This is a genomic window from Floridaenema flaviceps BLCC-F50, assembly GCF_041929275.2.
GTDB classification, from domain to species: Bacteria; Cyanobacteriota; Cyanobacteriia; order Cyanobacteriales; family Aerosakkonemataceae; genus Floridanema; species Floridanema flaviceps.
On record NZ_JBHFNR020000001.1, the window covers coordinates 2593986 to 2617495 of the forward strand.

The 23510-nt window shown below is 39.6% G+C and carries 26 protein-coding genes, 1 tRNA gene and 1 pseudogene; 19 read left to right on the plus strand and 9 right to left on the minus strand.

What is annotated here, in order from left to right; translation table 11 throughout:
• Positions 1-310: 310 nt before the first annotated feature.
• Complete coding sequence (locus tag ACE1CI_RS12485; protein ID WP_496615434.1) at positions 311-607, plus strand: 2Fe-2S iron-sulfur cluster-binding protein; 297 nt, start codon at positions 311-313, stop codon at positions 605-607.
• A gap of 209 nt (positions 608-816) precedes the next feature.
• On the opposite strand, the pseudogene ACE1CI_RS12490 reads toward ACE1CI_RS12485, so the two are convergent.
• Positions 817-1308: pseudogene (locus ACE1CI_RS12490) on the minus strand (RNA-guided endonuclease InsQ/TnpB family protein); the annotation flags it as partial.
• A gap of 175 nt (positions 1309-1483) precedes the next feature.
• Between ACE1CI_RS12490 and psbM the strand changes: the two are divergent.
• On the plus strand, positions 1484-1600 hold the full coding sequence (psbM, locus tag ACE1CI_RS12495) for a photosystem II reaction center protein PsbM (protein ID WP_413256598.1): 117 nt from the start codon (positions 1484-1486) through the stop codon (positions 1598-1600).
• Positions 1601-1677: 77 nt separating this feature from the next.
• Here psbM and ACE1CI_RS12500 read toward each other — a convergent pair whose 3' ends face one another.
• From ACE1CI_RS12500 to ACE1CI_RS12510, 3 genes are all read right to left on the minus strand, one after another.
• Positions 1678-2508, minus strand: a complete 831-nt coding sequence (locus tag ACE1CI_RS12500) for a universal stress protein (protein ID WP_413266564.1) — start codon at positions 2506-2508, stop codon at positions 1678-1680.
• 217 nt (positions 2509-2725) lie between these two features.
• On the minus strand, positions 2726-6454 hold the full coding sequence (locus tag ACE1CI_RS12505; RefSeq protein WP_413266565.1) for a CHAT domain-containing protein: 3729 nt from the start codon (positions 6452-6454) through the stop codon (positions 2726-2728).
• Between the two features lie 5 nt (positions 6455-6459).
• Positions 6460-9840 (minus strand): CHAT domain-containing protein, encoded by a 3381-nt coding sequence (locus ACE1CI_RS12510; protein ID WP_413266566.1) that lies wholly within the window; start codon positions 9838-9840, stop codon positions 6460-6462.
• Between the two features lie 110 nt (positions 9841-9950).
• On the opposite strand from ACE1CI_RS12510, the gene ACE1CI_RS12515 reads away from it, so the two are divergent.
• The 9 genes from ACE1CI_RS12515 (at position 9951) to ACE1CI_RS12555 (ending at position 15671) form a co-directional block, all read left to right on the plus strand.
• Complete coding sequence (locus ACE1CI_RS12515) at positions 9951-10286, plus strand: DUF6972 family protein (protein ID WP_413266567.1); 336 nt, start codon at positions 9951-9953, stop codon at positions 10284-10286.
• Complete coding sequence (locus tag ACE1CI_RS12520; protein WP_459564121.1) at positions 10237-10500, plus strand: hypothetical protein; 264 nt, start codon at positions 10237-10239, stop codon at positions 10498-10500. Before ACE1CI_RS12515 ends, ACE1CI_RS12520 begins: the two co-directional genes overlap by 50 nt.
• Before the next feature lie 58 nt (positions 10501-10558).
• Positions 10559-11020 carry a DUF29 domain-containing protein gene (locus tag ACE1CI_RS12525; protein ID WP_413266569.1) on the plus strand — a complete coding sequence of 154 codons (462 nt, stop codon included), beginning with the start codon at positions 10559-10561 and terminating at the stop codon, positions 11018-11020.
• 302 nt (positions 11021-11322) lie between these two features.
• Positions 11323-11577 carry a type II toxin-antitoxin system RelN family antitoxin gene (locus ACE1CI_RS12530; protein ID WP_413266570.1) on the plus strand — a complete coding sequence of 85 codons (255 nt, stop codon included), beginning with the start codon at positions 11323-11325 and terminating at the stop codon, positions 11575-11577.
• Between the two features lie 46 nt (positions 11578-11623).
• The gene (locus ACE1CI_RS12535) at positions 11624-11941 is read left to right on the plus strand and encodes a type II toxin-antitoxin system RelE/ParE family toxin (protein WP_459564122.1); all 318 of its coding nucleotides are present in this window, start codon (positions 11624-11626) and stop codon (positions 11939-11941) included.
• 55 nt (positions 11942-11996) lie between these two features.
• Entirely contained in the window at positions 11997-12872 is an 876-nt protein-coding gene (locus ACE1CI_RS12540) for an isocitrate lyase/PEP mutase family protein (RefSeq protein WP_413266572.1), read from the plus strand.
• 213 nt (positions 12873-13085) lie between these two features.
• Positions 13086-14252, plus strand: coding sequence for an AbrB family transcriptional regulator (locus tag ACE1CI_RS12545; RefSeq protein ID WP_413266573.1), 1167 nt, complete (start codon positions 13086-13088; stop codon positions 14250-14252).
• Positions 14227-15036 (plus strand): DUF1838 domain-containing protein, encoded by an 810-nt coding sequence (locus tag ACE1CI_RS12550; protein WP_413266574.1) that lies wholly within the window; start codon positions 14227-14229, stop codon positions 15034-15036. The genes ACE1CI_RS12545 and ACE1CI_RS12550 overlap by 26 nt, the downstream gene beginning before the upstream one ends.
• A complete protein-coding gene (locus tag ACE1CI_RS12555) occupies positions 15033-15671 on the plus strand; it encodes a hypothetical protein (RefSeq protein ID WP_413266575.1) in 639 nt (212 codons plus the stop codon). The genes ACE1CI_RS12550 and ACE1CI_RS12555 overlap by 4 nt, the downstream gene beginning before the upstream one ends.
• Positions 15672-15716: 45 nt before the next feature.
• On the opposite strand, the gene ACE1CI_RS12560 is transcribed toward ACE1CI_RS12555, so the two are convergent.
• The 3 genes from ACE1CI_RS12560 to ACE1CI_RS12570 all read right to left on the minus strand — a co-directional run bounded on the left by ACE1CI_RS12560 (position 15717) and on the right by ACE1CI_RS12570 (position 17537).
• On the minus strand, positions 15717-16739 hold the full coding sequence (locus ACE1CI_RS12560; protein ID WP_413266576.1) for a VOC family protein: 1023 nt from the start codon (positions 16737-16739) through the stop codon (positions 15717-15719).
• Positions 16740-16868: 129 nt separating this feature from the next.
• Positions 16869-17204, minus strand: a complete 336-nt coding sequence (locus ACE1CI_RS12565; RefSeq protein WP_413266577.1) for a DUF4870 domain-containing protein — start codon at positions 17202-17204, stop codon at positions 16869-16871.
• Positions 17205-17303: 99 nt separating this feature from the next.
• Positions 17304-17537 carry a type II toxin-antitoxin system HicB family antitoxin gene (locus ACE1CI_RS12570; protein ID WP_413266578.1) on the minus strand — a complete coding sequence of 78 codons (234 nt, stop codon included), beginning with the start codon at positions 17535-17537 and terminating at the stop codon, positions 17304-17306.
• Between the two features lie 110 nt (positions 17538-17647).
• On the opposite strand from ACE1CI_RS12570, the gene ACE1CI_RS12575 reads away from it, so the two are divergent.
• The 6 genes from ACE1CI_RS12575 (at position 17648) to ACE1CI_RS12600 (ending at position 19379) form a co-directional block, all read left to right on the plus strand.
• Complete coding sequence (locus tag ACE1CI_RS12575; RefSeq protein ID WP_413266579.1) at positions 17648-17800, plus strand: hypothetical protein; 153 nt, start codon at positions 17648-17650, stop codon at positions 17798-17800.
• 9 nt (positions 17801-17809) lie between these two features.
• Positions 17810-17995 carry a hypothetical protein gene (locus ACE1CI_RS12580; RefSeq protein ID WP_413266580.1) on the plus strand — a complete coding sequence of 62 codons (186 nt, stop codon included), beginning with the start codon at positions 17810-17812 and terminating at the stop codon, positions 17993-17995.
• Positions 17992-18162, plus strand: a complete 171-nt coding sequence (locus ACE1CI_RS12585; protein ID WP_413266581.1) for a hypothetical protein — start codon at positions 17992-17994, stop codon at positions 18160-18162. Before ACE1CI_RS12580 ends, ACE1CI_RS12585 begins: the two co-directional genes overlap by 4 nt.
• A gap of 58 nt (positions 18163-18220) precedes the next feature.
• A complete protein-coding gene (locus ACE1CI_RS12590) occupies positions 18221-18457 on the plus strand; it encodes a hypothetical protein (protein WP_413266582.1) in 237 nt (78 codons plus the stop codon).
• A gap of 10 nt (positions 18458-18467) precedes the next feature.
• Entirely contained in the window at positions 18468-18914 is a 447-nt protein-coding gene (locus ACE1CI_RS12595; RefSeq protein ID WP_413266583.1) for a type II toxin-antitoxin system VapC family toxin, read from the plus strand.
• Positions 18915-19097: 183 nt separating this feature from the next.
• Entirely contained in the window at positions 19098-19379 is a 282-nt protein-coding gene (locus tag ACE1CI_RS12600; protein WP_413266584.1) for a type II toxin-antitoxin system Phd/YefM family antitoxin, read from the plus strand.
• 8 nt (positions 19380-19387) lie between these two features.
• On the opposite strand, the gene ACE1CI_RS12605 is transcribed toward ACE1CI_RS12600, so the two are convergent.
• Entirely contained in the window at positions 19388-21997 is a 2610-nt protein-coding gene (locus tag ACE1CI_RS12605) for a tetratricopeptide repeat protein (RefSeq protein WP_496615435.1), read from the minus strand.
• Between the two features lie 437 nt (positions 21998-22434).
• Here ACE1CI_RS12605 and ACE1CI_RS12610 point away from each other — a divergent pair, with 437 nt between their 5' ends.
• Positions 22435-22575 (plus strand): hypothetical protein, encoded by a 141-nt coding sequence (locus ACE1CI_RS12610; protein WP_413266586.1) that lies wholly within the window; start codon positions 22435-22437, stop codon positions 22573-22575.
• Positions 22576-22720: 145 nt separating this feature from the next.
• On the opposite strand, the gene ACE1CI_RS12615 is transcribed toward ACE1CI_RS12610, so the two are convergent.
• A tRNA-Val gene (locus tag ACE1CI_RS12615) sits at positions 22721-22793 on the minus strand.
• Between the two features lie 41 nt (positions 22794-22834).
• On the opposite strand from ACE1CI_RS12615, the gene ACE1CI_RS12620 reads away from it, so the two are divergent.
• The gene (locus ACE1CI_RS12620; RefSeq protein ID WP_413266587.1) at positions 22835-23464 is read left to right on the plus strand and encodes a metal-binding protein; all 630 of its coding nucleotides are present in this window, start codon (positions 22835-22837) and stop codon (positions 23462-23464) included.
• Positions 23465-23510 lie beyond the last annotated feature (46 nt).

Sequence of the window (23510 nt, forward strand, 5' to 3'; positions counted from 1 at the left end):
GGGGCAGAAGGGCAGAGGGGCAGAAGGTAAAAAATTCTCAAGAGTCTCCTTGTCCCCTTGTCCCCTTGTCCCCTTGTCCCCTTGTCCCCTTGTCCCCTTGTCCCCTTGTCCCCTTGTCCCCTTGTCCCCTTGTCCCCCAGTCCCCAGTCCCCTTGTCCCCCAGTCCCCAGTCCCCAGTCCCCAGTCCCCAGTCCCCAGTCCCCAGTATTTAAAGTTTGTAATAGTTCTTAAGAAAAAGTAAAATAAGACAGTTAACGCTAATCTAACGGGTTTGCTCCGGGCGAAGATCCGGTTAATCAAGGGGTAAGTGATGGCTAACATTAAATTTGTTAAAGAAAGTACAGAAGTAGTAGCAGCAGATGGGGCAAATTTAAGAGAGAAAATGCTGCAAAATGGCATAGATCTGTATAAATTCACAGGTAAATTGATGAATTGCGGTGGTTACGGTCAATGTGGCACCTGCATTGTCGAAATTGCCTCTGGAATGGAAAATCTGTCTCCGCGCACGGAAGTAGAAAATCGGAAGTTGAAGAAAAAACCGGAAAATTATCGGCTGGTTTGTCAAACGTTGGTTAATGGGCCTGTGAGCGTGATTAGCAAACCTTGACACTCTCACCGTCAAGCTTGCGCTGTGACGGGAGATTCTTCCTTCACTGAAAAACGCCTGACAAAAGCAGTGCTTTTGCTTGGTCTTACTCTTTCTCCAGAAGCTATCGAGGTATGCCCTACCTCTAACATTCGTAAACCTTCATCTCTCAAGTTGCAAGCGGCGTTAATGTCCCGATCGTGTAGAGTTCCACATTTGGGACATTGCCCTCTACCGTCATCAAACAAACAACTAGCATAGAACTCACCACTAGGAGTCATTGAGACTGTGACGGATTTAAACTCACCTTCTGGAATTTTAGATACCTTGGAGTACACTTTTCCCAATTTAGGCAATGTTAAATAATCACCACTTAACTTCATTCCTTGAGGGAATCTAATCGACTGTTTATGATGCTTCTTTTTAAAGTTGGGATATTTAGCCCTTTTTTCAAAGAAGTTGAGAAAAGCACTCGACAAGTCCAAAGCTACTTGTTGCAAAACTTGGGAAGGTGGTTCTGTCAACCACTCATATTCTTTCTTGAGTTGTGGGAGTAGTTTGATTATTTCATTTCTGCTTAATCCTTTCCCTGTGTTTTTGTAAGTTTCAGTTGTCAGGTTAAGGCTGTAATTATAGAACCAACGACAACAACCAAAAGACTTCGCTAACAAGTCTCTTTGTGTAGTTGTTGGGTAGATTCTGTACTTAAACGCCTTAAACATACGTCCTCAACACTTAGTCTTTTTATATTTTACCATACATCCTATAGAATGGTAAAACAAAACAAGGATTCGCTACGCTCATTCTGAGGAACGTAGGTCGCAGGCATTTAGATAAGTACCTGGCGTGATATCCTAGTTTTGTCAAAAAAATGCTGTGAACAGAGGTTGGGATTTTATGGAAGTTAACGATCTAGGGTTTGTCGCCAGTATTCTATTTGTGTTGGTTCCTACTGTTTTTCTCTTAATCCTGTACATCCAAACCAACACTCGTGGCACTGATAAGAATATTTAATTAAAAAAAGAACTGGTGATTAGTAGTGGGTAGTAGGTAGAGAAATTCCTACTACCCACTGCCTAATAAATAGGTGATTAACCAACTGTACGGGCTAACAGAACTGGACAAGGGGCATAAACTCTTACATAGTCAGATAGGGAAGTGCCTAGTAAGCGGTCTAAGTCTGGGAATGCTTTGGCGATCGACGGACGGCGATCGGGAGAACCCAGCAACAGTAAGTCTACATTATTCTCTTCAGCCAGATTACAGATTTGTTCTCCAGGTTTACCAACAGCAGTCACCGACTTGGTGTTGATACCCAATTTCTTGGCTTCATCAGTTGCAGCCTTTAACGCAGACTCAACAGTGGGGGGAGTTTCTTGACCTTTGGCGTTAACGTGAGCCAAAATCAATTGACTGCCTTTGATGTCGCGCAGGAGGAACAAAGCCAGCCTTAAGCATTGTTTTGCGGCTTCCGAAGCATCCAACGCGACCATAATTTTGTTAAGTTTCTTGACATAAATATCGTCCTTAACCAATAACATGGGACGGTTAGACAATTGGAAAACGTATTGACTAACAGAGTTTTCCAAAATTGACTCAAGACGCTTTAAGCCACGAGAACCCATAATAATTAAATCCGCCCCCATTTCGTCAGCGACTTCGCAAACAATGGTTTTCGGATCGCCTTGTCGCAGCATGGCGTTGACGTGGTTTGGGTCTAATTGTAAAGTTTGAATCGCAGTGGCAAGAAACTTACCTCCTTCTTCCCACTTAGCTGTCATCTGATCAGCGTTGACTTGGGGAGGTACAACGTGCAAAACGGTAACTGAAGCAGGTTTAATGGAGGGAATTTCCATCAAAGCTTTTAGCATTTCTTCAGTGTGACCTGTTCCAGAGTCAGCCAGCAATATTTTTTCTATCATGTGTTTGTCTTTGATAGTAATTAAACTGAAGGGTAAAGTCGTTTCAATAATTCACGATAGAACGATTAGCGACTTATCTGGCAAGTCTTTTACAAGCTGTTACAAAACGCGATCGGGATTTATGGATTTACACGATCGACAGGATGATTCTAGAAATCTGGTTAATCCATAAAGTTTGTAAATCCTGGTTAAACTTTCTCCCCTTCTCCCTTCTTTATTACAAACTATTGCCAATTAAAACGAAAGGTGCCCAGTAGTAAGGGTGAGATAAGTTTGATTTTACTGGTTGGGCGGCAGTGATGCCTCGTTGGGCTAAGTTATCTGGGGAGTCATTGCTTTGTAAAAATTTGAGTTGGGCTTGACGGAGGGCAGCGGCTTTAGTTATTTGTGTGTCGTTAGTGTTATTTGCTAGGTTACTGTAAAAGTTTTGCATTAATTGACTAGTGCTACCATCATTTACTTGCCATAATGAAGCCATGACGGATTTTGCACCACCATTAAGAAAATAATAACTTAGTCCAGAAATTTCTATGCCTTCAGCGTTTGGCCCTCCAAGGGCAGTTTCACAGGCAGAGAGTACTACTAAATGAATGTAGCTCAAACCTTGCAGTTTTTGAATGTCGGGAATGGTTAATTTAGCGCCATTTCCTAATAAAAGATAGGAAGCATCTGGACTTCCGGGGACAAATTTTCCATGTGTGGCGATGTGCAAAATATTGCGTCCGGGTAAATTATCTCGTAATGTTTTGAAATCAAAAGTTTGATTAAGGAATTCTAATCCAGGATAAATACCTTTGGGATCTTCTGGTTTTTGGCGGACAATGGCATCTAATTCAGCTGGTACATAAGGTAAGGCATTAAAGTCTGCAACTGCATTGGATAATCCTAGTGCTAACATTGAGGTTTTTTGAGTACCGGGAGGTAAGCGATCGCGCATATCTGTCAAGTCAGCTGATAATACTGTGGAGACGTTGTAGTTTTGAATTAAATATTTTTCTCCGTCATACAAGGCACTCATGGGTATGTAGCGGGTGACGCGATCGAGTGAGAAAATTAAGTTTTGCACTTTACTAGTTTTTAATTCAGTTTCTATGGGTTTAATTAACCAGTCATAGAGTTGTTTACCTGTGGCTTGCACTTCAGTAATGGAAGAATTAGGCTGTTGTAATAATAGCCGAAATTTAACTACAGTTTCGCCTAATTGCCGACGATTTACTGGTACTTCTACTGTTTTAACCACACCTCCGGGAGAGGCTAATAACAGCCATATTTTATCTTCTAAAACTAAGGGATAAATTAGCACGGTTGCGGGTTGTGATTCGACAATTTCTTTGGTTTTACTAATTTTACTAGGGTCAAAAAATGCGTCGTCTTGGGCGCGTCTTTGTCTAATTTCCTTTTCAATTGCTTGGACTTTTTGATTAAATTGTCCAATTAAAACATCCCGTTGATCTAGTAATTGGCTTAATTGATTGCATTGAGTTAGTTGACATTGATGCAGCTTTTGTCCAAATTGAATTAAACTGCCATTTTCTTGCACAATTTTGGCTTCTGTTTGGTTAAAAGCTAGTTCTGGGTTGTTACCTCCCGATCGCGTATATTCGCGTAATTCTTCGGTTTTTAATAGTTCTAATACCTGTTGTGCTTCTAAGATTCTTCCTTGAGATAACAACAAATCTGCTAATTCGCGATAGATATCGGCGGTTTTAATGCGATCGACACTTTGTACGGCTTGCAAAAATGACTTTTGTAATGCCACAGGTAAACCGCTAATTTTCCCTCTTACTTGTTCAATTTCATTAATTGCTTGTTTATAATAAGTAATAGCAGTAATTGGTGAGTTTAAGTCTCGATAAACACGGGCAATTCCGGCGAGAATGCTATAATCGCTATCGATGGAGATGGCTTGTTGGTAAAGTGCGATCGCTTGACTATTTCTCCCTAATTTTCTATTCACTCCTCCTAAAAGATTTAAAGCCAAAGATGCCAGAGTATCATCTTTTTGTTCTTTTGCTTTAGCTAAACTTTGTTGAAACAATTCAATAGCTTTTTCGTTATTCTCTAAACTTGCATAACCCAGCCCTGAAACTAACAAAGAATAAGCTTCCATTTGGGGATTTTGGACGTTACGAGAAGCGGTTAAAGCTTGCTGCGATAAATCAACGGTTTTTTGGAAATTCCCTTCGCCAAAATATCCTACACTTAGCATAACTAACAAAGCAGATTCTACAACGGGATTGTCAGTTTCTTTGGCAATTGCTAAACCTTTTTCACCCAATTCTATAACTTTTTGATACTCACCTAATTCCGCATAAACACTTAATAAGCTAAACAAAGGATAAAGTTGCGCTTGGGGATTTTTAATTCCTTGGCTAAGTTTTAAACTTTGTTCGCCAAACTCCAAAGTTTTTTGATAATCTTCTAGTTGGCTGTAAATATTAGCTAAATAAATTAAGGCTAATGCTTCAAAAGTTGGCTCTTTTATTTCCCTTGATAAGTTTAAAGCCTGCTGCATAAATTCGAGGGATTTCTGATATTCTTCGGGTTTATTTGCTGCTTGGTAATAAGCTTGACCAATTACTAATAAAGCATAAGTCTCTCGCGATCGGTCTTTAATTTGTTTGGCGATTGTTAGACCTTTTTGGGCGAATGCGATCGCTTTTTCATGCTCACCCAAATTATTATAATTATCACCAATTTGCGAATTCAGATATGATTCCAAAGAGGGATTTTTATATTTTTGAATTACTGCTAAACTCTCCTGAGTCAACGCCAATGATTTCTGATATGCTTCAGGAGTATTTGCCAATAAATAAGAACTCCTAGCCAAACTAAAAGAAGCAAAAAGTTCCATTTGCGGATTTTGTAACTCTCGCGCAATTACTAAACCTTGTTGAGCAAATTCAACAGCTTTTTGATGTTCTTCGAGTGAATCATAAGCGAGTGCCAAAACTACTAAAGCCCGCCCTTCAAAGTTGCGGTTTTTAATTTGTTTTGCTATAGTTAAAGCTGACTCGCCAAACTGAGTTGCTTTTTGATAATCTCCTAAGTTAGTATAGGCAAAGCCCAGAGTAAACAAAGCCAAAGCTTCCATTTGCGGATTGTTTATTTGCTTAATCATGGCTAAACCTGGTTCAGCAAATTCCACTGCTTTTTGATAGTTTTCCAAGCCCATATAAGCATAACCTAGAGTCACTAAAGCCATTGCTTGTAACTCTGGTTGTTTAATTTCTCTAGCTAATTTTAAACCAGGTTCGCCAAATTCAATAGCCTTTTGTTGGTTTTCCAAAGAAGTATAAGCATAACCGAGAGTCACCAAAGCTAAAGCTTCCAATTGAGGATTTTTGGTTTCTCTAGCTATGGGTAAAAGCTGTTCATAATACTCGGCTACTTTTTGTAAATTACCCAAGGAATCATAAGCGATTCCCAAACTGACTAAAGCCTTTAATTCTAACTCTTGGCTTTTGATTTCCCTCGCTACTAATAAAGCTGGTTCCAAATATTCCACAGCTTTGGTATAATTTTCTTGAAGTCGATATATAGTGCCGATGTTTTGTAATGCTCTAGCTTCCAAATCTCGGTTTTTAATTTCCTTCGCAATGGTCAAAGTTTGCTGATAAATTTCCATTGCTTTCGTGTTATTTCCCGCAGCAGCGTAAGCATTACCCAAGTTTTTCAGGGTTTCCCCTTCCCCTTGACGGTCTTTAAGTTCTTGATATATAGTCAAAGCTTGTTGAAAACTTTTAATAGCTGCTTCCGCTTGATTATTTTCTAGCTGTTTTTGTCCTGTTTGTAAAAGAGTTTGTGCTTCGGTTTTGCGATCGCTTGTTGCGGTTTGGGCTAAAATATTTGTGATGCTGGGATTTGTTTCGCCCCAGGAAACAGGAGAAAAGGAAAGAAACAGGGTAGCAGTGATTAAACTTAACTGATAAAAACGAAAACTCATAGATTTTATAATCCGTTACCAATTAATACAAAAGGTGCCCAATAATAAGGATGAGAGAACCGAGAACCAAAATTAGCACGAGTCCCAGGTTTAATCTCAAAAACTACAGTAGCACGACTTTCTTCAGAAGTGCCAGTTTGGTTATTTCCCCGCAAAAAACTTAATTGGGCATTTCTTAAAGCCTCAGCTTTAGTAATCCGAGAATCAGCAGTATTATTAGCTAGTTGATTGTAGAAAGTTTGCATTAATAAAGAAGTGCTGGCATCATTGACTAGCCACAAAGAAGCAATAGCCGCTTTCGCCCCACCTTCCAAAAAATAAGCACTAATCCCAGAGATTTCTAAACCTTCCGCATCTGCGCCACCCAAAGCAGTTTCGCAAGCGGATAATACGACTAAATGCACATCAGTTAAACCAAAACTAACTAAATCTTTTATTTGGGGAATGGCTAACTTTTCTCCTGTTCCTAATAACAAGTAAGAATCTTCCGGTTTTCCAGCGACAAATTCCCCGTGAGTTGCAATATGTAAAATCTTTTTTCCTGATAACCTATCTCGCAAGATTTGCCAGTTAAAAGCGTTATTTAAGAAAGCTAAACCGGGATAAATACCGTTTTTATCTGCGTCATTTTCGCGGACTACCATATCTACTTCAGTGAGCACATTTGGTAAAGGATTAAAACCTGCAACTGCATTAGATAAACCGAGTCCTAAAACGGGAGTGTTGGCGGTGCCTGGGGGAAGTCTATTACTTACATCAGTCAACCCAGCTGATAAAATAGTAGAAACGGTGTAATTTTCAATTAAATATTTTTCCCCATCAAACAAAGCCGCCATTGGAATATAGCGGGTAACTCGGTCAAGGGAAAAGACCAGATTAGTAACTTTTTTATTCCCTTTAATCTCAGATTCAAGTGGTTTAATCAACCAATCATAAAGTTGTTTGCTGGTGGCTTTTAATTCTTCAATATTGGAATTAGGCTGTTGTAATAATTGGCGGAACTTTAATACAGTTTCCCCTAATTGACGACGAGAAACTGGAACTTCTACACTTTTGAGAACGCCACCTTCACCAGCGAAAAGTAACCAAGTTTTATCTTCGACAACGAAGGGATAAATTAACACAGTACCAGGTTGGGCGGCGATAATTTCTCTAGCTTTGCGTCCGAAGTCGTTGGGGTCGAGAACTTGTTGGTCTTGGGCGCGACGGTTGGCGATAATTTGTTTTAAAGTAGCAATGCTTTGATTATATTGAGTAGTTAAAGCTTGTAATTGGTCGTTGAGTTGGCTTAATTCGCTGCATTGAGTTTGGCGACATTGGGTAACTTTTTGCCCGAAGGCGATTAAACTGCCGTGAGTTTTGCTAATTTGTTCTTCAGTGGAGTTAAGGTCGATGCCGGAAGTTTGGTTACTGGCTTTAGCGTTACGAGTGTAGTCCCGAATTTCTTGAATTTTCAGGAGTTCTAAAACTTGTTGCGCTTCTAAAATTCTGCCTTGTCCAAGTAAGAGATTGGCTAAACCGCGATAGGTAAATGCCACTTTTCCGGTGTAGGATTTTTGTTGTTCTTGGGGTAGTTTGCGTAAATCTTGGCGAATAGTTTCGGTAACATTAACTGATTGTTTGTAGAAAACAATAGCTAATTCAGGTTGGTTTTGTTTGTTTAGTAAAAAACCAATATTATTAAGAGTTGTCCCTTCCACCGCCTTATTGCCAACTTCTCTGCTAATAGCTAAAGCTTGCTGATAGAATTCCAAAGCCTTCGGGTACTGTCCGAAATTTTCATAAATTGCCCCAAGATTATTGAGAGTCGTCCCTTCGATTGCTTTGTCGCCAATTTCCTTGAAAATGGCTAAAGCTTGGCTTAAGTTTTCCAAAGTTTTCGGGTACTGTCCGAGACTGCGGTAAACTCCCCCAAGATTATTGAGAGTAGTTCCTTGCCCCGCCTTGTTGCCAATTTCCCTGTGAATCGCTAAAGATTGCTGATAGAATTCCAAAGCCTTCGGGTACTGTCCGAAATTTTCATAAATTGCCCCAAGATTATTGAGAGTCGTCCCTTCCATTGCTTTGTCGCCAATTTCCTTGAAAATGGCTAAAGCTTGGCTAAAGAATTCCAAAGCCTTCGGGTACTGTCCGAGATTTTCGTAAATTGTCCCAAGATTATTGAGAGTTATTCCTTCCATCACCCTGTTGCCAACTTCTCTGTTAATCGCTAAAGCCTGCTGATGAAATTCCAAAGCTTTCGAGTACTGTCCGAGATTACTGTAAAGTAACCCAATACCATTTAAAATCGTCCCTTCCCCCGCCTTGCCGCCAATTTCCGTGAAAATGGCTAAAGCTTGGCTTAAGTTTTCCAAAGTTTTCGGGTATTGTCCGAGATGAATGTAAACTTCCCCTATATTATTGAGAGTCATCCCTTCCCCCGCCTTGTTGCCAATTTCCTTGAAAATGGCTAAAGCTTGCTGATAAGTTTCCAAAGCTTTCGGGTATTGTCCGAGGCTGCTGTAAACTGCCCCAATACCATTTAGAATTGTCCCTTCCTTAGCCTTATCGCCAACTTCACTAACAATAGCTAAAGCTTGGTGATACAATTCCAAAGCCTTCGGATATTGTCCCAGATTTCTGTAAACACTACCAATACCAGCGAGAGTCGTCCCTTCCCCCGCCTTGTCACCAACTTCTCTGTTAATCGCTAAAGCTTGCTGATACAATTTCAAAGCCTTTGGGTATTCTCCGAGATTGACATAAACTGTCCCAGTATTATTGAGAATCGCCCCTTCCTTTGCCTTGTCACCAACTTCCTTGAAAATGGCTAAAGCTTGGCTTAACTTTTCCAAAGCTTTCCGGTACTGTCCAAGACTAATGTAAACTTCCACAAGATTGTTGAGAGTCTTTCCTTCCATCGCCTTGTTGCCAACTTCTTTGTGAATAGCTAAAGCTTGCTGATAAAATTCCAAAGCCTTCGGATATTGTCCGAGTCTGACATAAACTGCCCCAATAAAATCGAGAGTCGTCCCTTCCCCCGCCTTGTTGCCAACTTCCCTAACAATAGCTAAAGCTTGCTGATAGAATTCTAAAGCCTTCGGATATTGTCCGAGATTGTTGTAAACTAACCCAATAGCAGCGAGAACAACCCCTTCCCAGGCTTTATCTCCTACTGTTCGATAAATCACCAAAGCTTGTTCTAAACTTCGTAATGCTTCTTGGAATTGACTCTGACGAGACTGCTCTTGTGCTTGTTGAAATAATCTGTACGCTTCAGCTTTGCGTTGTTGATTTGTTGTCGTCTGTGCCGATGCACTTAATATAGTTGGCGTAGTTTCTCCTAATGGCAAAGTAGAAGCAACTGCAAACATCAAACTAGCAGCAAAAACACTCAGACGACTCATATATAACTCCGCAACTAACAGTTATCCGCTGGCTGTTCAATTACATTTATGTCTCATCGCTGAGAACTTATGCAAATTATCTCACTGTAGCGTGTGATATGCTCAAATTTATGAGTGGCATTGAACGCGAATTAATTCTTGATACTCGTCATATTCCCAAACATTTACCCGATACGCCTCAAGTGCAAAGGTTGTTGCGGCGTGGAAGGGCTGCTCATGTTTTCAACGACAAAGCTACAATGAATCGAGTTGCTCAAGCCGTAATTGAAAGAGGAAATTACACTGGAACTATCAGAGGCTATGAGCGTTTTGGTCTGTTATTTGAGGAAGCCATTGGTTATAGAATCAGTCCAGATGGTTCAATCATCCCACTATTTTATGGAGAGGTGAAAATTGATGCAGAAAATCGATACCACGTCACTCCCCGCACCAGATTTAGTGAATAATAACTGGGAATTTGCCGAAGTTTGGATGGATGCAATGCTGTTTCCTCCTTATATATTGTTGTTAGTTGGTGACAAAGCTGGGAATTGTTGTATATTCGATCCTGCTGAAGGTTACAAAATTATCTTTACTAGTTCAACTTACGAAGAAGCCCAACTTTGGTTGTTAGAAGATGAATATGAACCAATTGAAGGGCGAGTTTTTAGTGATAATTAGGCTTGGATCAAGGCTTTATTTATAATAAAAGCACTCCCCCGAAACTTGGAGGTACTGAGTGACAGATAGAGTTTTTCTCGATAATAAAACCAAGTTATACGAAAGTGACTTTTGCTTGTGGGTAGAAGATACCGTCTCCAAGTTGAAAGCGCGAAACTTTGATGAACTAGATTTAGAAAATTTAATAGAGGAGATTGAAAGCTTGTCCAAAGGAGACAAAAGAGAGTTAAAAAACCGTCTGGACGTTCTCCTAAATCATTTACTAAAACGCTGCTACATTCCCACCCCGGAAAACTACCGAGGTTGGGAATTAACTATCAGAGAACAACGCAAACAATTACAAAGATTACTAGAACAATCTCCCAGTTTACAAGGTTATTTATTAGAAGTGTTTGCCGAAATTTGGCAAGTTGCTTTAGCAGATGCCCAAAAAGATTATCCTCAAATCAAATTCCCTGATGATTGTCCATTTCCCAAAGATGTAGAAGCAATTTTATCAGCAGAATTTTGGATTATTTAGTAACGCAAGTTGCTAGTTATAAATGTAGATTTTTCTTAGCCCCCCTTATCAAGGGGGGTTGGGGGGATCTAAACTTGGAAACACAGCGTTAGATCCCCCCTAGCCCCCCTTGCAGAAGGGGGGAACAAGAAAAAATTAATAACTAGCAACTTGCATTAGTATAAAGGCTTAATTTATACTAAAACCACTTCCTCAAAACTTGGAGGTAGCCGAGTGACAAAGATTCTGGAAGCTACCTACAGTAACAGCAATGTGATTTTAAGATATAATTAACAGAAATTTCAGTAAAAATATAGAAACGAATGAAAGCCGTTGAAGTAACAGGAACGTTGGATGAAACTGGTCAATTATTGCTCGATCGCCCTATTGAAAATTTTCCTCCTAGTCGGGTGCGAATTCTGATACTTTTTCCTGATGTTACTGAAGAAGAGGAAACCGATCCTGATGATACTCCGATCGAAGAAGTAAAAGCAAGTCTCAGGAGAGCATTGGAGGAAGCAAAAGCCGGACAACGCTTACCCATTTCGGAAATGTGGTCAGGAATAGATGTGGAATGAAACACCTTTAGTTAACATCGATTTAACACCTGAGTAAAAACGAAATTTGAGGGAATTGCCAAAAAAATATCGCCAAATTCGATCGGACCTTCAGCCAATAATTGTACAATTACAAGAAGGTAATTTTATTGGCGATCGCATTCCCGGAATAGGTGAAGAATATGTCATCATGAAATTAAGAATTAAAAATAGCGACATCCAAAAAGGGAAAAGCGCAGGTTATAGACTGATTTATCAAATTGAGTCACTAACTAGCATACTTTTATTAACAATTTACTCTAAATCACAGCGAGAAGATATCAATGCTAACGAAATTCGCAGTATCTTAGCTGAATTCGATATTCCAGAAGAACCTAAAGATTGAGTAATTTTTACTTGAATTATCATATTATAAATCTATCTCTCACAAATTTACTTCTATGTCGGCTGGACAAAAACTGCGTGAATTAATTGCACGTCCCGAAATAATCGTTATCCCTGGAGTTTATGATTGTTTGGGGGCAAAAATTGTCGAACAATTAGGTTTTGAAGTTGCAGCTACCAGCGGTTTTGGCATTGCTGCTTCTACTCTTGGTTTACCTGATTACGGTTTTCTCACGGCAACGGAAATGTTGTACAGTGTTGGCAGAATTGCCCAATCAGTAACTATTCCTTTAATTGCGGATATGGACACTGGTTATGGTAATGTTTTAAATGTGATGCGAATAGTTAAAGATGCAATACAATTGGGTTTAGCTGGCATCATTTTGGAAGACCAAGAATGGCCTAAAAAATGCGGTCATTTTGAAGGAAAAAGAGTGATTTCAATGGCGGAACACGCTGGGAAAATTCGTGCTGCTGTGAAAGCACGAGGAGACAGCAGTTTAGTAATTATCGCCCGAACTGATGCGCGATCGCCATTGGGTTTAGATGAAGCTTTTCGTCGGGGAAAGGCTTATATTGAAGCTGGCGCAGATGTGTTGTTTGTGGAAGCGCCGCAGTCGGTGGAGGAACTGAGGGCGATCGCACAAACCTTCCCCAAAACCCCATTAGTTGCTAACATCGTCGAAGGTGGGAAAACCCCGCAACTTTCCGCCTCAGAATTACAAGAAATCGGTTTCAAAATTGCCTTTTTCCCCGTCACCGGACTTTTAGCCACAACTCAGATAATGACAGCTTGTTTCCGTCAGTTGAAAGAACAGGGCTCAACAGCAGATTTTACTCAATTGGTGAATTTCAAAGATTTCCAAGAATTTATCGGTATTCCCAAATATCGCCAAATAGAACAAGAATTCATTCCTGTGGAAGAAGCTTAATTTAGGTATTAATGCTATATTAAAGCAAAAGAATCACAATTTAACTAAAAATGGCTTCCCGCGCATCTTTAGTCAAACTTGCTTTATTAACAAAAACTCAAATCAAAACTTCCTCGCTGATATCAAGCATTTGATGCAGCTAATTTGGTTTATGGCTCATGCCGCAAACCTGCAATTAACCTTGTTAATCTAGGAGATAGGAAAAACTTAACTGTGGACAATAGAATAGCAAAAAACTCGTTAGTAACTTTGGGTTTAGAACTACTTCTTTCTTTACCTTTAGGCTTCGCTTTTGGTAAGATCTTCCCCATTGGAGGAATTGCTTGGATATTTGGCGGTATCGCTGCTGGTGCATTAACAATTTATAGTTCGCGCTTCACTAAATGGGATATTCAACCACATCCAATAGCCAGAAAAGTTGGACAAGCATTAGTCGGAACTACCATCGGCTTTTCCATAGCTAAAGGCAACCTCGAAGCAGTTTATTCGGAATTACCAACTTTTCTATTTTTAACGCTGTTTGTTATGATAACAGGCGTATTTATTGGCTGGTTTTTCTCCAAAGTTACCCGCACAAACATCTTCACATCTATGTTAGCCACCACTCCTGGCGGTGTAGGAATTATGTCCAGCTTTGCCGCTGAATATAACAAAGATGTTTCTCTAGTTTCCCTAGTTCAAGTCATCAGAGTTACCAGCGTTGTCATTATTCTACCAATAATCGCCCGGTCAATAACTAATAGTAATGACACTTCTGTAAGCAGTTTAATGAGGAATTTGTTGCCTACAGATAGTTTATCATTACTCTTGCTAGTAATTCTATTAACCTGCACCTTTATAGTAGTGCAACTAGCAAAAAAATGGCAAATTCCTACTCCTTTCTTCTTCGGTGCATTAGTAGTAGGAACAACCTTTAGCTACTTCTTAAATACTGCGCCATTTCTACCCGAAATTAGCTATACTCCACCTTATATAGTTAACTTAATCGGTCAAGCACTACTGGGAATTAGCATTGGTGAATCTTGGGGAAACAATCCGAAAATTAAGAAAAGAACTATTTTTTATGCTTTAATTCCAGTAAGCTTAACTATTGTAGCAGGATTTATGGCAGCTGGTTTTGCTATGCTGTTTACGCCTTGGGATTGGCTAACTTGTATGCTAGTCACCGCACCCGGAGGCGCAGCAGAAATGATCTTAGTGGCCCTCTCCTTAAATCATGATGTAGAAATAGTCACAGCAGGGCATTTAATGCGACTAATTGCTTTAAACGTTTCCCTACCTCTGTGGTTATTGTTCTTTCGCTATCTTGACAATAAGCTGACAACAAATAAAGCAGTAGTCAGAGGATTAACGGATGATCAATACAGTCAAAGAATTTGATACTAAAGAATGGGTAAAAGTGCGTTCTTCCCTGGATGGAAGCCAAACTTTTCTCACTTGGACGGGTTCAATCTACTCTTTTGTCCCTAATGAAAAAAAGAAACGGTTGTTTAACATTGTCGGGATGAGTGTTAGTAGATGTATCGCTAATGATGATGATAGTTGGGATTTTACTTCACGGGAATTAACTTATTACCTTGACCCCCAAACAGGCGAAATTTTGCATAAATGGCAAAACCCTTGGACAGGAGAAACTGTGACTGTAGTTCATGTAGCTAATAGTCCGGTAGAAGGACATTTTAAAGGTAAGTTTCCCGGACGAGTAAATGGTGAAATTACTACTTTTGTCTTTGATTTATTCCCTACTTATCCCAATTCTTTAGCAAAAGAGGAGACTTTTAGTGATTACAGTCCCCAAGAAACTTATCAAGCTGCGGAATTATTTAAACTGACAGTTCCGACTAAAGATTTAGAAAATTCTGACACAGTTACAGTGTCAGAAATGTTTATTGCTTGGGATAGAATCGGTCCTTGGTTACCTTGGATGAAAATGGGAGATAAAGCAGGTCATTTAATATATAGTGCTAGCGGTTTGAAGGTGAAAGATTTTACCGATTTACCTCAATTATTGCAAGATGAAATTAACACGCGAGTTCCTTTATATAAAAATGCGCCGAAATCTCCTTTGGATGATGATATGACTTCTTGGACATATTTTAAAAAGCATTTTCCTGCTTATTTAGCTGGGGAGAGATTTCCCATTCCTGAAGCGGAAGAATCATGAGTAATCATGAACCAAGCTTTGATATTTGGCTTAATTCCATTTTTGGGCAAGAAGTAAAAGAATGGAGTTCCGATCTTGCTGATGAAGTTATTATCCCAAAATCTCCGATTCTCCAAATTGAATATTTAACTCAACTTTTTGCCCATTCGCAAGAGTTACTTAAACCCTATTGTGCCGATCGCATTGGGCAAGGTTTAAACTATTTAATAGCTGATGACAAAATGATTTATGCTGTCTTTGATGATAGTATCTACTGGCAAAAAAGACAGCAATGTATTCAGGCAATTTTTAGTTTATTTCAGAATTTATTTGCCAAGAAATGTGAACCAACGCATAAAGAATACGCAGCTAGTAAAAACTTAGACCATATTTGTTATATGTGGTGGGATGTTTTTCCTAGTTGGGGGACGGGAAACGCTGATTTCGATCGCACTTGTTTAACAGTAATGGAAAAGATTTTGTATCTCAATTCTTGGGTTTGTTGTGAAAGTGCTTTACATGGTTTAAATCATTGGTATTACAACAACCGAGAAGCTGTTATAGAAATTATCGATCGCTTTTTACAAACTCGCCAAAAAATTCCCGAATCAGTACGACAACAAGCAATTTGGGCGAAAAACGGTTTAATGCAATAAGGAACTATTAACTCTGCTAAACATAAACAACTTCCTTTATATTAACTATTTTGCTATCAAAGTCCAAAAGTAACCATCTGGCGCAACAAAAGAAAAGCTTTTTTCCCCAAATTCATTAACTTCAATTTCTGAAAATCTTTGTACATTGCTTTCTTTAATTCGGTGAAAATACTCTTCAATATCACTCACTCGATAAGTGTATAAAGACATTCCCAAACATCCTGGTACTGATTTTTCAAAGCAACTTTCTAAATTCATAGATTCAGGAAACCGAACAATATAAAGTCTGCCAGAACGTGCAGTTTTAAAATCAGTCGTGGAAGAACGAGGATCGTCAAAAGCTGTAACGATAAACTTTTCTTGCGGTTGCAAATCATAAAATTCTCTTCCCGCCTGCGAACTTTCATAAGTAGTTTCCACATCATCTCTTACCCGCAACAAACCCAATGTTTCTTCATAAAAACGCAGAGTTTCTTTACTATCATCCTGAACAATTATTCCCAAATGAGTAATTTGACTAGATTTAAAAGTAGAGTTTTCGTTAATTTTCCCGTAATTTGGCAAAGAATAATTGAACCGTTGAAACAAAACTTGTCGAGTTAAAGGTTGCAGTAACAGCATTTCTCGTACCCCGACAGGTGGATCGATAAAAGGGCGAATTTGTCTATCTTTGTTATAGATAATTTCCCAATAAGGAAAGGTATATTTAATCGGTAAACCTGCCTTTGCTGCCTCTTCAGCATGATTTAAAATATTCATTACATCAGCAGTTAATGTAGTTGTCCAACGAGTGCCTTTCGCCTTCATTGATGTAAGTTTTAACCCTTCATTTTTCGGGCTTTCCCATATCATTAAACGCACTAAACCGTGATCTGAATCTTGGTGAAATAAGCGAAAGGAACGTAACCCAGAATTAACCCCGTATAAGTTATAAACTTTCTCTGCTGACAATTCTCCGGTTTGTCCAATTGTGTAACCAAATTGCGCCCAATATTGAATTAGAGGCATAGCATCCTCTACTCCAATACATACTTCATAAATTCCGGCAATTTTGGGAGATGTTTCCATAAATAGCGCCAAATTTTGCTATAGATTTCTTGTTACATATTCTACTTGCCGGAGGTTAATAAATCTATAGTAGGGACAGGGCATAATTAAATTTTGGGGATTATAGATAATATTTATGATGCCGTGTCCCTACACCAAACGAATAATAAATGGATAGTAATAGGGACGCTTGGGATTACGGAAAACTTTTATTATAGCAATAATCGGCATGACGAAATTAGCGATCGCCAAAAGAAACAACAGGGGAATACCAATTAACATAAAAACTAGGAAGAAAAATGCGATCGCACACACATAAAGATTAATGTGCAAATTCAGAGATTCCTTGGCATTCTCTAGCACGATCGGATCTTCATAGAGTAACAAAACGGCAATTGGTATAGAAATTGACACAATCATAAAACTAAAAAACACCGAGCCATGACATAGCATCGATAAAATTTTTCTCTGATCCTTGTTCTTCATAGACTATCCTCAGAGTTAAGTTTTACCTATTAGCGATCGTAGACTATCTAATTCTTTTTGTTGTTATCAAACCTTCAAATTAGCGCATCCCAGATTTTTCTAGGCATATTCAGGTTGTAATTCAAAAGTTAATATAATTGTCGGTTTAGCCACTAATCCAAATTCAGCGGGCTCTTCATCTTCCAAATGCAGAGTAACAGCTTCAACGATATTTTTTGCCACTTCATCTAATGTGTCTCCCTGCGTTACCACAGAAATTTCTAAGCACTCAGCTACATAACCTTTTTGTTCCCCTGGACGGATATAAGCATTTATGTTTTGTTGCAGTTTCATTTTTATGTTGATTCAAGGTAAAGTTTAATAGCTAATTGGATATTTGCATATTTTATTTTAGCATTATTTCTACTATATTTATGATAATAAATTAACAATTTTTTCTATCAATGACGATTCCTTCAGAAATATTAGCGTTAATCGATCGCCTGAATCAAGAACTAAATGAAACCGAACAAGAATTAATCAGTGGACTCAACCGAATTAGACCTTTATTGTCTATTTTTCCAGACAACAATCTGTTGATCGGCTATTTCAGTTAATTTAATAATGTGCTATTTTTTATAGATAGTTATAGAAGGCGAATTCAATCTATAATTAAAACAATTGAATCTGCGGATGTACTAGAGGAGTTAATTCAGGAAGCAGGCGAAGATTTGGGAGAACAACTAGGTCGAGTAATTGAAGCTAAAATGGGTGTCAGACGCATCATGAATACTTTGGAGGAATTACCGTGAAAAAGTTCCCAGATGAAAAGAGACAAGCTGAAATTCTTAAAGAGATCGAAATTGCCGAACAGAAAGCTAGAGAAATGGCAGAATTTGCCGACAAAATAGCGAAAAAATGGGAACAACTGCTACCAAAAAACCCTGCTGCAAAACCAAAAGTCGGTGAGTCAAATTAAAATTAGGTACGTAAGAAATTAGAATTTACCATGAACACAAATCCAAAAATACCGAATAATGACTTACAACACACTTCAACAATTAAAGCAGCAAGCTGATACCTTAACACTAGAAGAACAACTAGAATTAATTGCCTATCTAGCCGAAAAAGCTAGGCAAACGCAACCTACTAACAAACCTCGACAAAAATGGAGCGAAATTCGCGGTTTAGCTTCTGCACCCGCATTAGGTGAAGATGCTCAAACCTGGGTTTCTCGAACTAGACAGGAAGCCGACGAACACCGAGAAAGGTAATTAAAACAGAATGAAATTAACCGATAGCTTGCAAGGAGTTACCCGCCTATTTTTAGATACAGCACCAGTTATTTATTACATTGAAAACCATCCTCAATACTTTTCAATAATTAAACCAATTTTCGATCGCATAGATAATAGCTTATTAATAGCAGTTACTTCACCTGTTACCTTAAGCGAGTGTTTAGTCATACCTTACCGCTTGGGACAACCCCAAATTCAGCAGTTATTTATTAACCAGCTTGTCAACGGAAACAATACACAATTTAGATCCATTGACTCGAACATTGCCCAACAAGCAGCCCAATTGCGATCGCGGTATAATTTAGCCTTACTTGATGCCTATCAAGTGGCTATTGCAATAGAGACTAATTGCGAAGCATTTTTAACCAATGATATCGCCTTGAAGCGGGTCACTGAATTGCGCGTCTTAGTAGCAGATGAATTAGAACTGTAAAAGAAGTTTGTTTAATGTTTGATGCACTGAATATGACATTAGATGAAGCTATTGTCGCAACCTTGTAATGAATTAAAAGTTTTTAGTCCATTAAAATGGACTTGGGCTATTAGCCTGCGAATTGATTCGCAGGCGGGATAAAAGTGCAGGTGCAAGATCTCAGTTAATAGATGTGAAGCCCTAATGTCTCAACAATATTCAATCGAACAAATAGCAGTTAACCTCAATAAAATTATTCAGGAAATCGAACAAGGTGAACCCGTCGAAATTACACGGGAAGGTGAACAAGTTGCGGTGATTATTTCCACAAATGAATATAAAAAACTGCTGCATAAATCCCCAGGTTTTTGGGAATCTCTGCAACAATTTCGCCAAGAAATTATGGCAGAAGGTATCGAAATTGATCCTGATGAAGTTTGGAAGGATGTGCGCGACAAATCCCCCGGACGTGAGGTAAATTTGTGAGTCGCTTTTTACTCATCGGGGAGATTTTGGGCGAGAATTTCCCTCATAATTTCCAAAAACAAAGGATTATTTTGCAACTCTTCTAAATCAGCACGATTTTCATTAATTGCTTCGAGCCAAAATATCGCCAAATTTTGCCTTAATGTTACTGTATTAGGATGTTCTGCGCCTAAGCTGCGTTGCAAAATTTCCCAAGCTTGCAGTAATAATGGTTCGGCTTCGCTGTATCTGCCTTGGGTTCTGTAAAGTCCGGCTAAGTTGTTGAGGTGGGTAGCTAATTGGGGATGATTTTCTGGCAAACTCTGGCGATCGATTGACAAAGCTTGCAGATATAATGGTTCCGCTTCGCTGTATCTGCCTTGGGTTCTGTAAAGTCCGGCTAAGTTGTTGAGGTGGGTAGCTATACCGGGATGATTTTCTGGCAAACTCTGGCGATCGATTGACAAAGCTTGCAGATATAATGGTTCCGCTTCGCTGTATCTGCCTTGGGTTCTGTAAAGTCCGGCTAAGTTGTTGAGGTGGGTAGCTAATTGGGGATGATTTTCTGGCAAACTCTGGCGATCGATTGACAAAGCTTGCAGATATAATGGTTCGGCTTCGCTGTATCTGCCAAGGGATCTGTAAAGTTCGGCTAAGTTGTTGAGGTGGGTAGCTAATTGGGGATGATTTTCTGGCAAACTCTGGCGATCGATTGACAAAGCTTGCAGATATAATGGTTCCGCATCGCTGTATCTGCCAAGGGATCTGTAAAGTTCGGCTAAGTTGTTGAGGTGGGTAGCTAATTGGGGATGATTTTCTGGCAAACTCTGGCGATCGATTGACAAAGCTTGCAGATATAATGGTTCCGCATCGCTGTATCTGCCTTGGGAACGGTAAAGATTGGCTAAGTTGTTGAGGTGGGTAGCTAATTGGGGATGATTTTCTGGCAAACTCTGGCGATGGATTGACAATGCTTGCAGATATAATGGTTCCGCTTCGCTGTATCTGCCTTGGGAACCGTAAAGTTCCGCTAAGTTGTTGAGGATAGTGGCGAAATCGGGATGTTCTTCACCCAATCTTTGTTTAACAATATCCCGACATTGCTGATACCAAACTTCTGCTTGCTGAGAGAAACTTTGACCTTGATAAAACCTACCTAAGCGGTTAAAAGGTGTAATCAAATCCTCATCATCCAGAAATTCTGCCAAATTATTTGCTACTTCTTCAATGTGAGGAATCCAAGGACTGAAATTAATCACATCCTCACGAGTCAACTGATAGTTAATTTGCCTCGCCACTGCTACCATCGACGCAGCAAAAGTCCGTTTCATTTCCTCTGCTTGAGTCAACTCATCCAACCGCTTTTGCAAAAATTGCCGAATCAAAGGATGTAAACGATAAGTTTCCTGACGCACTTCCTGAAGCAAATGCCAATGTTGCAAATCCCGCAACGCCTTTTCCACAACTTCCTGTTGATCTTCATCTTCTATCGCTTCAGTAGAAAAAGGAATCGCCGCCAAAGCAAACAAACTTAAAACACAACCGAGAATTTTCGCATTTTCATCCAACTGTTCCCAACTTAAATTAATCGCCTCTTCCACCCCAAACTCATAACGCATCAAAGGATTCGCCGCAATTAAAGCCGCATGATCTAATCGCTGTTTTTCCAATCGCCGCAACAACTTAGCCAAAGACAAATTCGGCTGTAAATCGAGATAACGTCCGACTAATTCCAACGCCAAAGGCAAATATCCCAAAAACTGACAAAGACTTCTGGCAATCTTTGGTTCTTGTTGCAGTCGTTCTCTACCAACAATGGATTTTAATAACCGCATCGCCGCCAAAGGTTTGAGCACATCCAACCGTAACTGCTGCAATGTTGAATCAAACTGAAATCGCGTCGTCAGCAACACTTTAAACCGAGATGATTTTGGTAAAAAAGGTTTAACTTGTTGTTTGTAATTAAACACATCATCAAAAATAAACAGCACTTCCCCCGGATGCCATTTTGACCAACAAAACTGCAATTTATCTGCTAATTCCCAATCATCAGGAGGAACAATATTAAATTGAATTTCCGCAAATCTGAGAATTTGCAGTCCCGCCAAAAGTCCCTGCGCGTTTACCCAACAAATCCCACCGGGATAATCTAATAAATGTTGTGTCGCATATTGAATCGCCAACTCAGTTTTCCCTACTCCCCCCATCCCATTAATCGCCGCAATTACCACTTGGCTATTTTTTTGTAAAAGTTGGTGTAATTCCGTCAGTTGTTTGTCTCTTCCCACAAATGCAATGGAGTTGCTGGGAGGGATGTTTTCGGGAGTTGATCCCCCCTGTCCCCCCTTACCAAGGGGGGGAGAATCTGATTCCGCTTTTCCCTCGTTAAGAATGGGGGTAGTGGCTGTAGATTGTTCGTCTTTGCTGATTTCTTGCCAATCTAAACCCAGTTTCTCGCAAAATTCGACGAAATTGAGGTAATCTACCTCTTTGCCGTTAAAGAACTTGCTAGCGGTAGCATAAGCTTTTCCCATTTCCGTTGCGAAAGCTTTGACGCTAGGAAAACCATTCCGCTTTAGGGCTAGTTTAACTTTTTCAATATGTTTTGGGGCAACTTTTAGCGATCGCGCCATAACCATATTTTTCGGGTATTAGTTATATTTTGGCATTGTTTGGGCGATCGACCCGATCCGCCTGCCATTCAATTATTGTAGGGGCGAAGCATTTGGGCGATAAATTTTGCAAATTACTAAAAATCTTGGTTCCAAATGCTAATGCCTACGGCACGCTACGCGAACGCCCTGTCTTGGCGCAAGATTTAGATATAGGTTATCTGTGGGGCAGGGCGAAGCATTCGGAAAGTTATATTTTGGTTGAGTTTCATAAATTGTCGCCCGAATGCTTCGCCCCTACAAAATTTCTATCCAATACAGCATTTCACATTTATCCCTGTCACCCAAAATATTCCCATACCAAAAGTTATACACAAGTTATATAAACGCATACATTTGTTAGTTTCAAACGCATTTATCAGCCGAGTTTGATGAATTTATTACATCAAAAAGGTTGAATCAAAATGAAAGTCAATCAAAAACAAATTCGGTGTATTATCATCTTTTTGGTAACAACAATTATCGGATTTATCGATCCGACTTTTTGCACAGGTTTGCAAGTCTGTATATTAGTTTGGGATTTGTGGGAGAATTGCGATCGCTAATATCCAGAGACTTTCTTAAATTCCCCCCTTGGTAAGGGGGGTTAGGGGGGATCAAAGTTTCAGGCAGAGAGTGCGTAAGTCCTAATTTATCTAAAAAGTGGTACAGATTTTTGTGCCAATCCGTACCACTTTTTCATGTATTGTATGGGCAGTACTGGACTCGAACCAGTGACATCTTGCTTGTAAGGCAAGCGCTCTACCAACTGAGCTAACCGCCCGTTTCTCACCCGCTTAACTACTATAACAGACATTCAAAAAAATGCCAAGTGGTAGGACGCACGATCGCATAACTTTATGGATATTACCTGTAGTGGCTGTTCTGACGTTTGGACTGACCCAAAGTGGTTCTCTGACGTTGCTAGTCTCCGGGGGTTTTTTGTTTGGCGGGCTGATGTTTGGGCCGGATTTAGATATTTACTCGCGCCAATTCCAGCGTTGGGGCTTTTTGCGCTGGATATGGATTCCTTATCAAAAAAGTCTGCGCCATAGGTCATTTTTATCACATGGGCCGATTATTGGGACGGCTTTGCGATCGCTCTACCTCAGTCTTTGGATTATCATCTTAGGCGGATTGGTAATTTTCATTGCTGATTTGTTCGGAGTAGAAACTAGTGAGTGGAAAACTAACACCAAATTAGCTTTATCCTCTGTATCAGAACATAAAGCCGAAGGAATCGCTTTATTTGTGGGATTAGAATTAGGAGCAATGAGCCATTCTTTATCTGATTGGGGTGGTTCAGCTATCAAGCGCTTCAAAAGTAGTAAGTCTAGAACTTTACCGCAGTCGTCTGGAGTGAAAAAGCGATCGTCCTCTAAACTTCCCAAACAAACAATTGTAAAACAAACCACGAAGACACGAAGAACACGAAGTAAAAGAAGCGGTTCATAGTACGTTGTTGCGCTTTAGCGCTAAAATCTAGCGCTGAAGCGCAACA

What these genes read in the sequence shown, in the direction of transcription:
- ACE1CI_RS12510 (WP_413266566.1), bottom strand. Translation starts at nt 9,840, where the DNA reads ATGAGTCGTCTGAGTGTTTTTGCTGCTAGTTTGATGTTTGCAGTTGCT.
- ACE1CI_RS12605 (WP_496615435.1), bottom strand. Translation starts at nt 21,997, where the DNA reads ATGGTTATGGCGCGATCGCTAAAAGTTGCCCCAAAACATATTGAAAAA.
- ACE1CI_RS12555 (WP_413266575.1), top strand. Translation starts at nt 15,033, where the DNA reads ATGAGTAATCATGAACCAAGCTTTGATATTTGGCTTAATTCCATTTTT.
- ACE1CI_RS12575 (WP_413266579.1), top strand. Translation starts at nt 17,648, where the DNA reads ATGACGATTCCTTCAGAAATATTAGCGTTAATCGATCGCCTGAATCAA.
- psbM (WP_413256598.1), top strand. Translation starts at nt 1,484, where the DNA reads ATGGAAGTTAACGATCTAGGGTTTGTCGCCAGTATTCTATTTGTGTTG.
- ACE1CI_RS12610 (WP_413266586.1), top strand. Translation starts at nt 22,435, where the DNA reads ATGAAAGTCAATCAAAAACAAATTCGGTGTATTATCATCTTTTTGGTA.
- ACE1CI_RS12540 (WP_413266572.1), top strand. Translation starts at nt 11,997, where the DNA reads ATGTCGGCTGGACAAAAACTGCGTGAATTAATTGCACGTCCCGAAATA.
- ACE1CI_RS12505 (WP_413266565.1), bottom strand. Translation starts at nt 6,454, where the DNA reads ATGAGTTTTCGTTTTTATCAGTTAAGTTTAATCACTGCTACCCTGTTT.
- ACE1CI_RS12595 (WP_413266583.1), top strand. Translation starts at nt 18,468, where the DNA reads ATGAAATTAACCGATAGCTTGCAAGGAGTTACCCGCCTATTTTTAGAT.
- ACE1CI_RS12565 (WP_413266577.1), bottom strand. Translation starts at nt 17,204, where the DNA reads ATGAAGAACAAGGATCAGAGAAAAATTTTATCGATGCTATGTCATGGC.
- ACE1CI_RS12515 (WP_413266567.1), top strand. Translation starts at nt 9,951, where the DNA reads ATGAGTGGCATTGAACGCGAATTAATTCTTGATACTCGTCATATTCCC.
- ACE1CI_RS12485 (WP_496615434.1), top strand. Translation starts at nt 311, where the DNA reads ATGGCTAACATTAAATTTGTTAAAGAAAGTACAGAAGTAGTAGCAGCA.
- ACE1CI_RS12600 (WP_413266584.1), top strand. Translation starts at nt 19,098, where the DNA reads ATGTCTCAACAATATTCAATCGAACAAATAGCAGTTAACCTCAATAAA.
- ACE1CI_RS12530 (WP_413266570.1), top strand. Translation starts at nt 11,323, where the DNA reads ATGAAAGCCGTTGAAGTAACAGGAACGTTGGATGAAACTGGTCAATTA.
- ACE1CI_RS12570 (WP_413266578.1), bottom strand. Translation starts at nt 17,537, where the DNA reads ATGAAACTGCAACAAAACATAAATGCTTATATCCGTCCAGGGGAACAA.
- ACE1CI_RS12560 (WP_413266576.1), bottom strand. Translation starts at nt 16,739, where the DNA reads ATGGAAACATCTCCCAAAATTGCCGGAATTTATGAAGTATGTATTGGA.
- ACE1CI_RS12590 (WP_413266582.1), top strand. Translation starts at nt 18,221, where the DNA reads ATGACTTACAACACACTTCAACAATTAAAGCAGCAAGCTGATACCTTA.
- ACE1CI_RS12500 (WP_413266564.1), bottom strand. Translation starts at nt 2,508, where the DNA reads ATGATAGAAAAAATATTGCTGGCTGACTCTGGAACAGGTCACACTGAA.
- ACE1CI_RS12520 (WP_459564121.1), top strand. Translation starts at nt 10,237, where the DNA reads ATGCAGAAAATCGATACCACGTCACTCCCCGCACCAGATTTAGTGAAT.
- ACE1CI_RS12620 (WP_413266587.1), top strand. Translation starts at nt 22,835, where the DNA reads ATGCCAAGTGGTAGGACGCACGATCGCATAACTTTATGGATATTACCT.
- ACE1CI_RS12550 (WP_413266574.1), top strand. Translation starts at nt 14,227, where the DNA reads ATGATCAATACAGTCAAAGAATTTGATACTAAAGAATGGGTAAAAGTG.